Genomic DNA, 15,881 nt, shown 5'->3' on the forward strand with positions numbered 1-15,881 from the left:
GCGCAACAATAATAATTAAAATCAGGGGAGGACATTAATTATAATGTTAACGAAAAATAATATCATAAAAAAAAGTGGGAAAATCGCTTTAGCAACTGTATTAGTTGGAAGCTCGCTGCTAACTACAATACCTGCTAACGTATTTGCAAGTGAAGAAGCACTTAAAAATGTAGCCGCACTTACAGCTGCTCCTGCTAATGCAACGGAGGTAGCAACATCTGCAGAACTAAGAGCAGCCTTGTTAAGCACAACGATAACAGACATTAAACTAACAGCAGACATTAAACTAACGTCAAGTTTTAACTTCACAACACAAAAAAATCTATATGGTAACGGACATTCCATCGATATGGGTCTGAATAGAATCGGTGTTGCAAAAGTTGATTCCATTAACCGCATAGAGGATCTAACTATAACTAACCAAGATATTTACCCGTTATTCTGGTCAGAATTTGCTGGCGTGCAAGTCACTTATAAAAATGTCACTTCTAGCGGTAGACAATTTGTGTACAATGCGAGAGGTACGGCCATTTTAGAGGGAAATATTAAAGCAACTTCTGATTACGGAAAAACTATCCAAGGAACGAACTTGATAATCAAAGAGGGCGCAAACGTCGATTTCTCTTCCGTTGATTCTAATGGAATAGCACTTTATGTGATTGGGAATTTAACCCAAGAAGCAGACTCTAATATGAAAGTCGATTCGAAGTCATATACGCTTTATGTGGCTAATAATAATGCACAAATTTCTGTTGCAGGAAATATGGAGCTGAAATCAGCAACGAAGCAAGCCATTTATGCAACTGGCGGGAATATGGTCGTTAAAACAGGCGCTAAATTCAAGGCTGATGCAGGTGATGCGGTGGAGGAAGGTATTTCTATTACGAATGGTAGCTTAACTGTTCAATCAGGAGCGGATTTCGTTGCGACTTCCAAAGGTGTACAAGGAACAGTTCAAACGGGTAAATCATTAGTATTTGAGAACGGTTCAAATTTTGCCATTACAAATACGAATGCTACAGGATCTGTTTTTGCGAACTATGCTGGCGCTTCCACTAACATTAAAATTAATTCCGATAAAGGGCTAACCACCTGGGATTCCGCTTTTATCTACAATGACAAGCCAACGCATAGCTACAATGACTTTAAAATGGCAACACTTGATTTGTCTGGTTGGGATAAAGGTAACTTAAGTCAAAAGAACTTAATGTCAAACAGTGCGCAATTTCAAACACAATTTGTAAGTAAAACAACAGCGAAACTACTAGGTGGTAGCTATACCTTAACGAATATGGCTCAAACAAAAATTGAGGAACTTACGACAGATTCAACGCACGTAGTCGGTTTAGCAGAGCCAAACGCAAAAATCGTTATTAAGGACGCAGCGGGAACGACACTAGCTTCTGGTAGAGTAGGATCAGACGGTTTCTACGATGTTACCATTGCTAAACAGGCCGGGGGAACTGTCGTAACAGCAACAGCCGATTCTGATGGTATTACCTCTTCGGCAACAACAACAGTCAAACAAGCTGCTATTGCACAAACAACCATTGCACCTCTAACAACAGATTCAGTAAAAGCAACAGGCACAGCAGAACCAAATGCAGACATTGAAATCAAAGCAAATGGTGAAGTCATTGGTTCTGGAAAAGTAGGATCAGACGGAAACTATAGCATTACAATCTCACACCAAGATGTTGGCACAAGAGTAACAGCAACAGCAACAAAAGGAACTGCCACTTCTACAGCAACAAAGACCGTTACACAAGGTGAGCTGGAACAAACAACTATCTCAGCGATAACAACAAAATCAACGGTAGTAGAAGGAACAGCGGAAGCAAATGCATCTGTTGAAATTAAAAATAGTGCTGGAGATGTACTTGGATCTGGAAAAATAGGATCTGATGGTAAATACAGTATTACAATTCCAAAGCAAGCCGCAGGAACAGTTGTGACAGTCACAGCAGCATCAAACGGCAAAACTTCGGCAGCACAAACAACAGTCGTTCGCGGTGAAATTGATGCGACAACAGTTAACGACGTGACGACAGAATCAGTGTCTGTTTCAGGAACAGCTGAACCGAATGCAACAATCACAGTGAAAGATCGAGATGGCAAACAATTGGCAACAGGTCGTGTCGGATCAGATGGCATATACAGCCTCACTATTGCAAAACAACCAGAAGGAATGGTTATCTCGATAACAGCTTCGTTAGCAGGATTCACATCAACAGCATCAACTATTGTGGTACGTGATGGTATTGATCAAACGACCATTAATTCCCTTACAACGGATTCTGTCTCTGCTTCAGGAACAGCTGAACCAAACGCAACAATCACAATGAAAGATCAAGATGGTAAGCAACTGGCAACAGGACGTGTGGGATCAGATGGTATTTACAGTTTGACGATTGCGAAACAAGCAGAAGGAACAGTCGTAACAGCAACAGCAACAAAAGATGGCAAAACGTCAAGTGCAAAAACAACAGTCATACGAAATGGTAATGCTGATCAAGATGCAGCTAGAGCGGCCGTCGATGCATTATTCACAGACGCAACAAAAACGGATATCAAATCGACTACAAACCAAGCCACAATCGACGCAGCACAAAACTTAGTAAACAAAGTAACAGACCCAACGAAAAAAGCAGAACTCCAAGCCGATTTAAACAAAGCACAAAGTCAGTTGGACGCTAAAACAACGCAAGCAGAAGCAGAAAACAAAGCACGTGAAGCAGTGAATAACTTATTCACAAACAAAGACCCAAATGGCAACATCACGAATGCAGTAACACAAGCGGTGATTGACGCAGCGCAAGCATTGGTTAATCAAGTAACCGATCCAACGAAAAAAGCGGCACTACAAAAAGACTTGGACAAAGCGAAAGCACAATTTGCGACAAAAGGAACACTGAAACCAGACGATTTTGTATTAGGGACAACATCCATCACTGGTAGTTATTCCGGCGATATAGATCGTATTACCCTGAGCAAAGACGGTGTGGAATCAGGAAACGCGACGAAAACAAACGGCACATTCAAGTTCTATGTCGGACCAGGCATCAAAAAAGAACAATCTCTATACATGGTAGCTTACGACAAAAACGGCAGAGAAATTGCTCGTGAGAAAGTCAATATCGCGGCAGTAACGGAAGGCAATCTTTCGCCCACTGCGATGACAATTCCAGGCGACTCTTACATCAGTGGAACTTACACAGGAGACGTATCTCGAATTGAAGTCAGCATCACAAACGAAGCTGGCGTGACACAACTATACAAAGGCGGCACAGTAGCAAACGGTACCTTCAAGTTCTACTCTTTCGACAAAACCAAATCACCAAAAGACATCATTGTCGTTCGTGCTTACGATAGCGTTGGTAAATTACTCGACACAAAAACAGTCACGATCAAAAACAATGTGGTCACAACAGAAGGTAAAGTAACACCAGCAACCATGACGATTCCAGGCGATACAACGCTAACAGGAACGGTATCTGGTGATGTAGCTTCTCTTAAAGTAACGGTAAACGGCACAGAATATGCTGGTGGCAGTATCAATAATGGCACATTCAAATTCTACACACTAGACAAAATCAAAAAAGCAGATGACAATGTCACGATTGCGGTTTACGACAAAACAGGCAAACTGTTAGACAGCAAAAAAGTAACGATCCAAGCACCAACGAAATAAAATAGAACACGACAGAAAAGGAGAATGATATCAATGCAGAAGCAAAAAAGGGTTATGAGTCAAGCATTAAAAGTGATGGCAGCAGGTACTATTGTATTTTCTAGTTTAGGAGCTATTCCATTTAATACGTTTGCCGCTGATGTAACGGCGACGCAAGCGGAAAATGAGAAAGTTACTATCCAAAATGGTGTGAAGGCAGAGTACACAAAAATTATTAACAGAAGTCCATGGCAAGCTAATCTAATTGGATCGGCGTATGTCGAAAAAGCATTTAGTGAAAGTTTTGGCACGAGTGAACCATTTCCTGGATTAGGGAACACAAATTATTCTATTAAGAAAACTGGTTATGTCGTAATCCCAGTATCTGGTCAGTATAACTTAAAAACCCAAGGGGATGACAGAACCTCCGTCAGTATCAATGGAGAGCTACAGTTGGTAACAGGAGCTTATAATGCGTCAAATTGGAAAAGTATGGGGTATCTTCATGGAGGCGATATTGTTGAAATTTCACAGACCGTAGAACAAGATGCTGGTGTTGCGTATACGTTATTGAGTTGGGGCATGCCGAATCTAACAACGGAGAATCCAGATAATAATTGGAAAGAGGTTCCTCTATCTAATACGTACCCAACAAGAGAACAAGCAGAACTGGCATCGGCTGAGATGAAGAAGCATGGTGTGATGACAGAATATTATGATGGTACTACAACAACTATTTTTAAAGGCCAAACGGTTGAGCATGAGAGCTTTACAAAGCATTACGGGACATTTGAACCATATCCTGGATTGGGAACAGACTATTATACCGTGAAGAAAACAGGCTATATTTATATTTCTGAAACTGGGAATTATCGCTTTAATGGCGGCGGTGATGATATTTATACGCTAGCGATTGACGGTAGAGAAGTCATTAAGAATTTGAGATATCCTAATCTTGCTGAAACAGGGGACCTTTATCTGGAAAAAGGAACGACTATCAAGATTGAGCAAACGGTTGCTAACGAAAAGGGACCAGGTGCTTCTTCATTAAAATGGAAAACGCCAGGCCAAACAGCGTATAGCGATGTTCAAGTAACTGATGTGTATGAATCCAAGGAAAAAGCGTTGGCATCGAACGAAGGAGGCCTTTTTGATGAAGCTAGTAAAGCTGTGAATAATTTATTCATCAACAAAGATCCAAACGGTACGATTACGAATACAGTGACACAAGCAGATATTGATGCGGCACAAGTTTTAGTGAACAAAGTGGTAGACCCGACGGAAAAAGCTGGACTACAAGCCAATTTGAACAAAGCACAAAGTCAATTAGATGCTAAAACGGCACAAGTGGAGGCAGAAAACAAAGCGCGCGAGGCAGTCAACAACTTATTCACCAGCAAAGATCCAAACGGAAACATCACGAACAAAATGACGCAAGCAGATGTTGATGCAGCGCAAGTTTTAATCAACAAAGTAACCGATCCAACGAAGAAAGCGGCGTTACAAGCTGATTTGGACAAGGCACAAAATCAATTAGACGCTAAAACAACGCAAACAGAAGCAGAAAATAAAGCGCGTGAAGCGGTGAATAACCTATTCACAAACAAAGATCCAAATGGCAACATTACAGGTGCGACAACACAAACGAACATTGACGCAGCGCAAACTTTAATCAACAAAGTAGTAGACCCAACGAAGAAAGCGGCGTTACAAGCTGATTTGAATAAAGCGCAAAGCCAATTAGATGCTAAAACAGCACAAACAGAGGCAGAAAACAAAGCACGCGAGGCAGTCAACAATCTATTCGTTAACAAAAATCCAAACGGAAACATCACGAGTACTATGACGCAAGCGGATATTAATGCAGCCCAAGCGCTCATCAACAAAGTAACTGATCCAGCGAAAAAAGCAGCATTGCAAGCCGATTTAAACAAAGCACAAAGTCAGTTGGACGCTAAAACAACGCAAGCAGAAGCAGAAAACAAAGCACGTGAAGCAGTGAATAACTTATTCACAAACAAAGACCCAAATGGCAACATCACGAATGCAGTAACACAAGCGGTGATTGACGCAGCGCAAGCATTGGTTAATCAAGTAACGGATACAACGAAAAAAGCAGCACTACAAAAAGACTTGGACAAAGCGAAAGCACAATTTGCAACAAAAGGAACACTGAAACCAGACGATTTTGTATTAGGGACAACAACTATAACTGGTACCTATTCTGGTGATGTAGAGCGTATTACATTGAGCAAAGACGGTGTAGAATCAGGAAACGCAACGAAAACAAACGGTACTTTCAGATTTTATGTGGGACCAGGTATCAAAAAAGACCAAGTACTATACATGGTTGCTTATGACAAAAATGGCAGAGAAATCGCTCGTGAAAAAGTCAATATTGCGAAGGTAACAGAAGGAACTCTATCTCCAACGGCAATGACAATCCCAGGTGATTCTTACATCAGTGGAACTTACACAGGAGACGTATCTCGAATTGAAGTCAGCATCACAAACGAAGCCGGCGTGACACAACTATACAAAGGTGGCACGGTCGCAAACGGTACATTCCGATTCTATTCTTTCGACAAAACAAAATCACCAAAAGACATCATTGTCGTTCGCGCTTACGATAGCGTTGGCAAATTACTCGACACGAAAACAGTCACGATCAAAAACAATGTGGTCACAACAGAAGGTAAAGTTACACCAGCAACCATGACAATTCCAGGCGATACAACGCTAACAGGAACGGTATCCGGTGATGTCGCTTCTCTCAGAGTAACGGTAAACGGCACAGAATACGCTGGTGGCAGCATCAGCAACGGCACATTCAAATTCTACACCCTAGATAAAATCAAAAAAGCAGACGATAATGTCACAATTGCCGTTTACGACAAATTAGGCAAACTACTAGATAGCAAAAAAGTAACAATCCAAGCACCAACAAAATAATATAGGATACGACAGAAAAGGAGAATAAGTTATGCAGAAACAAAGAAATGCTATGAGCAAGGCGCTAAAAGTAATGGCAGCAGGAACCATTGTATTTTCCAGCTTAGGAGCAGTGCCATTTAACACATTGGCAAGTGAAGTGATTATGCCAGCTGTGGATACACAAACAACCGATGTCAAGACATGGAACGAACTAAAAGTAGCGTTAGAAACAGCCAATATTACAGATATTAATTTAAAAGCGGACATCACTATGGCTGCTAATGCAAACATTAATGGCGCGAGTAAAACGATTCATGGAAATGGATATATGATAAATGCTAATAACAAAACATTAAGTATCTTCGCAGCAGGAACAGCCGTGAAAGTAGAAAATATGATGGTTGTAAACACGCATAAAAATGGTTTTATAAGTGGATCTAGTGAGACGATACAAGCGACAGTAACACTCTATAACATAGCATCTTCAGGAGCTCGTTTATTCAAATTATCGAATGCAACACTCATTTTAGAAGGTGATATATCAGATAAGTCCACATTCACTTGGAGTGGCTCGCCTGGATCTATCGGTGCTGGGAAAATTATAGTTCGCGAAAATGCAAATGTAAATATAGAAACAACAGGAGCTGACACATACGCAATCGCAGCTGGACAAGAGCTGAATGTTGAGAAAAGCTCAAAATTGAATATCAATGCTAAAGGCAGTAGCTTACTAATGGACAAAGGTTCTAAAGGCATTATAGACGGGCAAATAACAACGACAGCGAAAGATATTAATGGTATTCGCTTAACTCAAGCTCAGTTGACGATATCTAAAACTGGTGTTTGGAATGCATTGAATAGCGGAAGAGCGGGCTTGCTCCTTGAAAAGTCTCAGTTTGAAAACAATGGTTTGGTTGATATCAATGGACCAAAGGAGAATATTTCAGGGGATAACAGTGACGTTACAAATCTTGGAACAATGAAAATGTATTCAGATGCAGCGCTAGATTACAATCTAGTAAGAGTTGAGAATGGAAAACTGACACTAGGTACAGATAGTCATTTTACATTCAGTCATAAGAATAAAATAACGACTTCAAGCCCGTTAAGATTGAGTGTTTTAAATGTGGAGAAAGGCGCCACAATGGAAGTTAGTGCGAATGCTGCTAAATCTGCAGTCACGATACTTGAAACAGCTAAATTTGATAAAGGCGCTAATTTTTCTATCCAGAATGTTGTGGGTAGTGTTTTAGGATCGTTTTCAGGAGCATCAAAAATTAATATTGAATCAGATAATGGCTTTGCGACATGGAATAAAGGAAATGTTTTGTCTAAGGACCCGAACAGAATTTATGCTGGTCCACTTTATATGTATTTTGAGGTTACTGGTAATGAGGCGAATCAAAAGCAAGGCAATCTTCAGTCAGATAGCAGTGAGGCAAGAGTATTTTACAATAATCAAAATACCGGCAAAATTGCAAGTGGATCATTTGTGAAAGATCCTAGACAAGTAGAAGCAGAAAACAAGGCGAGTGAAGCGGTGAACAGCTTATTCACGAACAAAGATCCAAATGGTAATATCACGAGTACGGTGACACAAGCGGACATTGACGCAGCGCAAGCGTTGATTGACCAAGTAACGGATTCGGCGAAAAAGGTGGTACTGCAAGCTGATTTGAATAAGGCACAAAGTCAATTATTACAAGCAGAGAACAACGCACGCGAAGCAGTCAACAACTTATTCGCTAACAAAAATCCAAAAGGAAACATCACAAGTACGATGACACAAGCGGATATTGATGCAGCGCAAGCGTTAATCAACAAAGTAACTGATCCCGCGAAGAAAGCTGAACTACAAGCTGATTTAAACAAAGCGCAGAGCCAAATGGATGCCAAAACAGCACAAGTAGAAGCCGAAAATAAAGCGCGTGAGGCAGTCAATGACTTATTCACAAACAAAAATCCAAATGGCAATATCATGAGCACGATGACGCAAGCGGGTATTGATGCAGCGCAAGTGTTAATCAACAAAGTAACCGATCCAACGAAGAAAGCGGCGTTACAAGCAGATTTGGATAAGGCGCAAAATCAATTAGACGCTAAAACAACGCAAGCAGAAGCAGAAAATAAAGCGCGCGAAGCAGTGAATAACTTATTCGCAAACAAAGATCCAAATGGCAACATTGCAGGTGAGACAACACAAGCAAATATTGACGCAGTGCAAGTATTGATCAACAAAGTGGCAGATTCCGCGAAGAAAGCGGCGCTACAAGCTGATTTGAACAAAGCACAAAGCCAATTAGATGCTAAAACAGCGCAAGCAGAGGCAGAAAACAAAGCACGAGAAGCAGTGAACAACTTATTCACGAATAAAAATCCAAACGGTAACATCACGAGCAACATGACGCAAGCCGATATTAATGCAGCCCAAGCGCTCATCAACCAAGTAACTGATCCAGCGAAGAAAGCGATCTTGCAAGCCGATTTAAACAAAGCGCAAAGTCAATTGGACGTAAAAACAACACAAGTAGAAGCAGAAAATAAAGCACGAGAAGCAGTGAATAACCTATTCACGAACAAAGATCCAAATAGTAACATCTCAAGTGCAGTGACACAGACAGCGATTGACGCAGCACAAGCATTAGTCAATCAAGTAACCGACCCGGCGAAAAAAGCAGCACTACAAAAAGACTTGAATAAAGCGAAAGCACAATTCGCTACGAAAGGAACACTGAAACCAGATGAGTTTGTGTTAGGTACAACATCCATCACTGGTAGCTATTCTGGCGATGTAGACCGTATTACCCTGAGCAAAGACGGCGTAGAATCTGGAAACGCGACGAAAACGAATGGCACATTCAAGTTTTATGTCGGACCAGGTGTCAAAAAAGACCAAGTACTATACATGGTAGCTTACGACAAGAACGGTAGAGAAATTGCTCGTGAGAAAGTCAACATCGCAGCGGTAACAGAAGGCAATCTATCTCCAACAGCAATGACAATTCCAGGCGATTCTTATATCAGCGGAACTTACACTGGAGATGTATCTCGCATTGAGGTCAGCATCACAAATGAAGCCGGCGTGACACAACTATACAAAGGTGGCACAGTGGCAAACGGCACATTCCGATTCTACTCCTTTGACAAAACGAAATCACCAAAAGACATCATTGTCGTTCGCGCTTACGATAGCGTTGGTAAATTACTCGACACCAAAACAGTCACAATCAAAAACAATGTGGTTACGACAGAAGGTAAAGTCACACCAGCAACGATGACAATTCCAGGCGATACAAGCCTAACAGGAACAGTATCTGGTGATGTGGCTTCTCTCAAAGTAACGGTAAACGGCACAGAATACGCTGGTGGCAGCATCAGCAATGGCACATTCAAATTCTACACACTAGACAAAATCAAAAAAGCAGACGACAATGTCACGATTGCGGTTTACGACAAAACAGGTAAACTGTTAGACAGCAAAAAAGTAACAATTCAAGCACCAACGAAATAATTTAGATGCATCATGAGTGGTGTTCATCGCCACTCATGATGTCCTAATTTTGAAAGGGAGTTCCAATTTTATGAAAAAGAAAAGAAACTGGCTCATGGTATTTTTACTCAGTATTGTCTTGGCGGTCGCAATAAGCGGATGTGGTAAAGCGGCGAGCGATGATGTTGGTAAAACAAGAGTAGCGAACAACCTCGAAATGACATTAGAGGGCACTCAATTGAAAATTAGTAACGACGATAAAAAGCAAATGCTACAACTCGATTTTAGCGTGAAGAATACAGGTAAGGAAAAAGCTGGAGCTGGCGCGGGTGATTTCAAGATTCAGACAAAAGATGGGAAAAAGCATGCGATGTATGGCTTGAATGCTAACAATTTTGGCGATGAGATTGCGGCTGGAAAGACATTGAAGGGTTCTGGTTTTTATGAAATACCGGCGGATCAGAAGGAAGTAACGGTGCTGTACGAGCCTTATTCACAAGAGGCGACGGATCATGTGAAGTGGACGGTTACGGTTCCTGATAAATGACAAGAAAGGGGAAAGCAATAGGATGAAAATGACGGTTATAGGCCTTGGATATATTGGTTTGCCAACTGCGATATTGTTCGCGAAATACGGGCATCAAGTGACGGGCGTCGATATCTCACCATGGGTCACCACACAGTTAAACGCGGGCTTGATTCATATTGAAGAGCCGGGTTTAGAGCAAGATTTACAAGGAGTATTGTTGACGGAAAACTTCTTTGCGAGTACGGTGCCTGCGAGTGCTGACGTTTACATTATCGCTGTACCAACGCCGAACAAAGCGGATCAATATCAGTCTTGTGATACGCGTTATGTCGAAGCTGCAGTGAACAATATTTTACCTCATGTAAAACGAGGCGATACGATTATTGTCGAATCCACTATTGCTCCGCGAACGATGACGGATGTCGTACAACCTGTGATTGAGCAGCAGGGTTTTACGGTGGGCGAGGATATTTTTCTAGCGCATTGTCCAGAGCGAGTTTTGCCGGGGAATATTATGCATGAATTAGTGCACAATCCGCGTATTATTGGCGGGATTACCGATGCTTGTACGGAAAAAGCGGCGGCGGTTTATGGCACTTTTGTGAAAGGTGAAATGATCAAGGCGCAGGCGGGCGAGGCGGAACTGAGTAAGTTGATGGAAAATACGTATCGGGATGTGAATATTGCACTTGCTAACGAGCTTGCCAAAATTAGTGAGCGTTTGGGCATCGATGCTTTGCGTGTGATTGAAATGGCGAATAAGCATCCACGTGTGACTTTGCATCAGCCAGGGCCAGGCGTTGGCGGTCATTGTTTAGCAGTTGATCCGTATTTTGTTATTGCTGCGGCTCCCGAGGAATCTCTGTTGATGCAGACGGCGCGGGCGATTAATAATAGTATGCCAGACTTTGTGGTACAACAAGTTCGAGCGTTCATGGCGGAGCGTGAGGGAAACAGGGTGACGCTTTTCGGAATGACATATAAGGGAAATATTGATGATGTCAGGGAAAGCCCAGCGATGGAAATAAAGGCGCGATTGGATGATATGGCTTTTGATGTTCGCGTTTTCGATCCGCACGTGGCTGAGTTGCCGCTGACTGGGGAAGAGGCGTGTGATGGGAGTTCTTTATTAGTGGTGCTGACGGATCATGACGAGTTTCGAAATATTCCGACAAAATATACGAATAAAATGCGTGACATGACGATTTTTGATACGAAAAATATTGTGCAACATGTTGGTGCAAAAGTGAATTACGTGAACTATGGCAATTTATCTCAAGCGAAAAAAATAGCTGTTGTTCCAAGTTAATCTACGCTAAAAGTACAACATAAATCTAAACGTTGCGTAACGGACTAAAAAACTATAGATAAAAGGTGGGAAACGGTGAATATCGAAAAAAAGATTGATATGAAAATGCTCGTTCAGTATTTGAAACGTTATGCGATTCTGTTGCTCTTCATGACAAACCTAGGTATTGCAGGGGCGTATGTTTGGGTGACGCAAATGGCAGTTCCGATGTACCAAGCGAGTTCGGATATCCTTGTGAAACCGCAGAAGCTTGCGGAGGATGATATTAGGCTGGATGCGAATACTAATAATCGCTTAATCAGCACGTATACAGGTATTTTGAAAAGTAATTACATTATCGATAAGGTGAAAGACGATTTGAGTTTAGTAGCAAAACCCGAGATATTAGCGCAAAAATTAGCGGTAAAAAACGAAAATGACTCGCAAATTATTTCTGTCTCGTATAAAGCGGACAGCGCCGAAAAAGCCATGGAATTTGTTAATAAAACCGTGTCGACTATGCAGCAAGAGGTTGGGAACTTAATCGAGGACAATACGATTGTGATTCTATCCAAAGCTGTGGAAGGCAACGTTGTGAGTCCGAATAAAAAGGTGAGTCTGGTAATGGGAGCTTTTATTGGTTTGATGATTGGCTCGGTTATTATGTTTATACACGGCTTCACCAATGTGACGATTCGCGAAGAGGCAGATATTCAGGAAGTAACGGTTATTCCAGTGCTAGGAGAGATTGAAAAATGGTAATCAAAAAACAGGCGAAACAAAGAACGCTCATCACAAATGAAAAAGGAACGATTCCGGAGCAATTTCGTAATATTCGTGCATCGATTCAATACGTAGCGGATAAGAAAAAAATCAAGACGATTATGGCGACTTCTTGCCGACAAGGGGAAGGGAAATCTTCGCTGATTGCTAATTTAGCGATGTTTATGTCGAAGAGTGGGAAGCGAGTACTTTTGATTGATGGTGATTTACGATTGCCAACGATTCATCGGATTTTTAAATTGAAAAATTATGTTGGGTTGTCTGATCTTTTGAAAGATAATCAATTTCATAGATATGAGGGAATTCAGAAGATTGATGATCATCTGGATGTGATGGCGAGTGGTGCTTCGCCGTATAATCCATCTGAACTTTTAAGCGATAGTTTATTGCCGGAGATTTTGAAAGAGTATGAAGCGGTGTATGATTTTATTTTTATTGATGCGCCGCCGATTGGGTTATCGGATACGATTATTACCGCGAATTATTGTGATGCGACGATTCTTGTTTTGGAGAATGGGAAGACGACAAAGACGCAATTGAAGGAATGTATCGAGAAATGCAAGATGCAAAATATTGACGTGTTGGGGATTATTCGGAATAAGGTTAAACGGCGTCGTCATGAATCTAGTTATTATTATGATTACGTGAAGAAGTAAGGGGGAGAGGAATTTCATGTCTATTCGAGTCGGCAAATTATCTGTGTGGGCAGGGATTATTTTATACATCTTGAGCCTTTACAACGCTTACATTTATCTCATATCGCCGTCGTATAGCTATTATCGACTCGTCAACCTTCATCCGCCGCTCTGGATCTGTGCTGTGTCTAGCATACTCGCCTTTTTACCAGCTTTTTGGTCGGAGTATCGGGTGTCGAGGCCGTCGCAAGTTATTTATTGGATATTGTATATTTTCGCGTATATTCCAGTGATGCTCATACCAGATTTCGTTCGTGCTACGCCGTTTGATTCCTTTTTTATCTTCAAATTTGTATTGCTTATATGTCTCATTATTCTGTACTTTGGTGGAGGATTGCCGCTTATTCGAATAAGAGAATGGAACATATCGCAAAATTTAGTCACGGTTGGTATCGTTTTTTTCACGATGTTGTTGTATGCCATTATGATTCAAACGTTCGGATTTCGCATCGATGTCGTGTCGTTTAAGGAAGTGTATGACGTCCGCGAAACGTATCGGGGAGAAGCGAATCGGTTTTCGGGATACGCGGTTGTGTGGCTTTCGAAAATTATGGATTTATTCTTAGTTACGCTCGGTGTTTTGAAAGGAAATATGGTGCTTATCGGGGTTGGAATCGTTGGTCAAATTTATGTTTACTCGGTTACAGGGCATAAAAGTGTCGCGTTATCGTTGTGTTTGCTCGCGGTTGTCCTGTTTTGTTTGCGACACGGGGGGGCTAAGTTCGGCGTCCGGTTTGTCTGGATGATCTTGTTTCTCGTCGTATTCTCGATGGTTTTTGATACGCTTAGCGGCAATATTACGCTCACAGAGATTTTTACGCGACGCATGTTATTTCTTCCGGGTGCGCTATCCAGTTTCTTCTTTGACTTTTTCTCTACGCATCCGAAAACGTATCTTGGGCATTCGATTTTTCGTGGTTTTGTTCATTATCCGTATGACGCGAATCCGAGTTATGTCATCGGGTTGAACTATTTTGGATCGGAGGAAATGTCGGCGAATGTGAACATGTGGGCGGATGGATATTCGGCATTTGGCTACGCGGGAATGATTGTTTTTACCATTTTGCTCACGATTGTGCTGTGGGTTTACGATAGCATTTCGGCGAATCGGAATTTTATTATTAGTGTCGCGTTGATGGTTATGCCGGCGTGGAGTTTGGTGGATAGTTCGTTCATCATCGCGCTCATGACGAATGGTATTTTTATCGCGATGGGGCTGAATTATGTATTCCAAACAGAGCAAAGGAGGGAGCTTATTGCCTATCAAAAAAATCATCTGGACGCTGTTTAGTGGCAATGCTTTGGCGCAACTGCTCATGATTGCTTTCGCACCAATTATTGCAAGGCTCTACTCGGCGGCAGAGTTCGGCATTTACGCGGCGTATGTGACCGTCATTACAATCACGGTGAAGGTCGCGAGTCTTGGGCTCGAAAAAGCGATTCCGTTAGAGCGAAACCGGACGCGGGCAAAAAAACTAACGTACATTAATCAGTATTTGGCAATCTTGATAAGTCTCGTAATCTTGCTGGTGTATCTCGTTTTCGGTGTCAGTGTTTTGAATTGGGTGGGGATTTATCCGGCGTTATGGGAGGCGATTTTGCTTTCGATGGGCATCGCGATGACGAGTCTGATTCAGATTTATAATTATGAAAATATGAACCGGGAGCAGTATCGGACGTTGGCGATGACGCGGGCTTTGCAGAATGGCTTCACTGGATTTGCGCAGATTGGATTTGCTTTTTCTGGCGTGATGAAAGGAACAGGATTATTGGTTGGTGACGTGATTGGGAAGACGATTAGTGTTGGGATATTGGCTCGGGTTTCGAAGCAAGATGTGAAAGTCCGCATGACATGGCGCGATACGGCGGAATTATTGCGTAAATATAAGGACTTTATGATTTTTTCGATGCCGGCGGGATTGATTAACACACTATCGTTGCAACTCCCGTTATTGCTTGTGTTAGCGGTTTTTGGCGCGAATGATAGCGGTCAATATGCGTTTGTGCAACGCGTGATTATCGTGCCGATTTCGGTTTTAGCGATGACGTTAGCGCAGTTTTTTTACAGTGTAGCAGCGAAGGAAATGGCGGCGAATCCAGCGAAGGTTTATGCATTATACATGAGTCTAACGAAGAAATTAGCTTGGTATTTGACGGTTCCGTTTTGTATTTTTGCCTTTTTCGCGCCGAGCATTTTTCACGTGTTGTTTGGTGAGGAATGGGTGGTTGCTGGGCAATTGACGCAAGTTTTAGGGGCGATGTTTTTGACGCAAATGATTTGTAGCGCGACGTCTCAGATTTTGTATTTACTGGAACGGCAAAAGTTACAAATGGTGTTGGAGAGTGTCAAATTGGGATTTGTAGTTGTTATTTTTAGTGTTTTTAAGAGCGATTTTTTACAAACGATGCTCGTATATGGGAGTGTTATTGCGGTTTTTAATCTGTGTTTATGGTGGATTGGGAAGGAAATTTTGAAAGGAAGGAGGGGATAG

General features: G+C 41.8%; 9 protein-coding genes. All 9 read left to right on the plus strand.

Going from position 1 to position 15,881, the window contains the following annotated elements:
• The first annotated feature begins 43 nt into the window (after positions 1-43).
• The 9 genes from EP58_RS15915 (at position 44) to EP58_RS15955 (ending at position 15,881) form a co-directional block, all read left to right on the plus strand.
• Positions 44-3,691 (plus strand): immunoglobulin-like domain-containing protein, encoded by a 3,648-nt coding sequence (locus tag EP58_RS15915; RefSeq protein ID WP_052171483.1) that lies wholly within the window; start codon positions 44-46, stop codon positions 3,689-3,691.
• Between the two features lie 33 nt (positions 3,692-3,724).
• Entirely contained in the window at positions 3,725-6,622 is a 2,898-nt protein-coding gene (locus tag EP58_RS15920) for an immunoglobulin-like domain-containing protein (RefSeq protein ID WP_036094839.1), read from the plus strand.
• Positions 6,623-6,653: 31 nt separating this feature from the next.
• The gene (locus EP58_RS15925) at positions 6,654-10,115 is read left to right on the plus strand and encodes a toxin Cry1Ac domain D-VI-related protein (RefSeq protein ID WP_036094841.1); all 3,462 of its coding nucleotides are present in this window, start codon (positions 6,654-6,656) and stop codon (positions 10,113-10,115) included.
• Positions 10,116-10,185: 70 nt separating this feature from the next.
• Complete coding sequence (locus EP58_RS15930) at positions 10,186-10,641, plus strand: DUF4352 domain-containing protein (protein WP_052171484.1); 456 nt, start codon at positions 10,186-10,188, stop codon at positions 10,639-10,641.
• A 22-nt stretch (positions 10,642-10,663) separates the two neighbouring features.
• On the plus strand, positions 10,664-11,932 hold the full coding sequence (locus EP58_RS15935; protein WP_036094842.1) for a nucleotide sugar dehydrogenase: 1,269 nt from the start codon (positions 10,664-10,666) through the stop codon (positions 11,930-11,932).
• Positions 11,933-12,007: 75 nt separating this feature from the next.
• Positions 12,008-12,673 carry a YveK family protein gene (locus tag EP58_RS15940; protein WP_036094844.1) on the plus strand — a complete coding sequence of 222 codons (666 nt, stop codon included), beginning with the start codon at positions 12,008-12,010 and terminating at the stop codon, positions 12,671-12,673.
• Positions 12,667-13,350 carry a CpsD/CapB family tyrosine-protein kinase gene (locus EP58_RS15945; RefSeq protein WP_036094845.1) on the plus strand — a complete coding sequence of 228 codons (684 nt, stop codon included), beginning with the start codon at positions 12,667-12,669 and terminating at the stop codon, positions 13,348-13,350. Before EP58_RS15940 ends, EP58_RS15945 begins: the two co-directional genes overlap by 7 nt.
• Before the next feature lie 16 nt (positions 13,351-13,366).
• Positions 13,367-14,680, plus strand: coding sequence for a hypothetical protein (locus EP58_RS15950; protein WP_036094847.1), 1,314 nt, complete (start codon positions 13,367-13,369; stop codon positions 14,678-14,680).
• Positions 14,646-15,881, plus strand: coding sequence for an oligosaccharide flippase family protein (locus tag EP58_RS15955; RefSeq protein WP_036094848.1), 1,236 nt, complete (start codon positions 14,646-14,648; stop codon positions 15,879-15,881). The genes EP58_RS15950 and EP58_RS15955 overlap by 35 nt, the downstream gene beginning before the upstream one ends.

This window comes from Paenilisteria newyorkensis (assembly GCF_000766145.1).
GTDB classification, from domain to species: Bacteria; Bacillota; Bacilli; order Lactobacillales; family Listeriaceae; genus Listeria_A; species Listeria_A newyorkensis.

What these genes read in the sequence shown, in the direction of transcription:
- EP58_RS15935 (WP_036094842.1), top strand. Translation starts at nt 10,664, where the DNA reads ATGAAAATGACGGTTATAGGCCTTGGATATATTGGTTTGCCAACTGCG.
- EP58_RS15920 (WP_036094839.1), top strand. Translation starts at nt 3,725, where the DNA reads ATGCAGAAGCAAAAAAGGGTTATGAGTCAAGCATTAAAAGTGATGGCA.
- EP58_RS15915 (WP_052171483.1), top strand. Translation starts at nt 44, where the DNA reads ATGTTAACGAAAAATAATATCATAAAAAAAAGTGGGAAAATCGCTTTA.
- EP58_RS15950 (WP_036094847.1), top strand. Translation starts at nt 13,367, where the DNA reads ATGTCTATTCGAGTCGGCAAATTATCTGTGTGGGCAGGGATTATTTTA.
- EP58_RS15925 (WP_036094841.1), top strand. Translation starts at nt 6,654, where the DNA reads ATGCAGAAACAAAGAAATGCTATGAGCAAGGCGCTAAAAGTAATGGCA.
- EP58_RS15945 (WP_036094845.1), top strand. Translation starts at nt 12,667, where the DNA reads ATGGTAATCAAAAAACAGGCGAAACAAAGAACGCTCATCACAAATGAA.
- EP58_RS15930 (WP_052171484.1), top strand. Translation starts at nt 10,186, where the DNA reads ATGAAAAAGAAAAGAAACTGGCTCATGGTATTTTTACTCAGTATTGTC.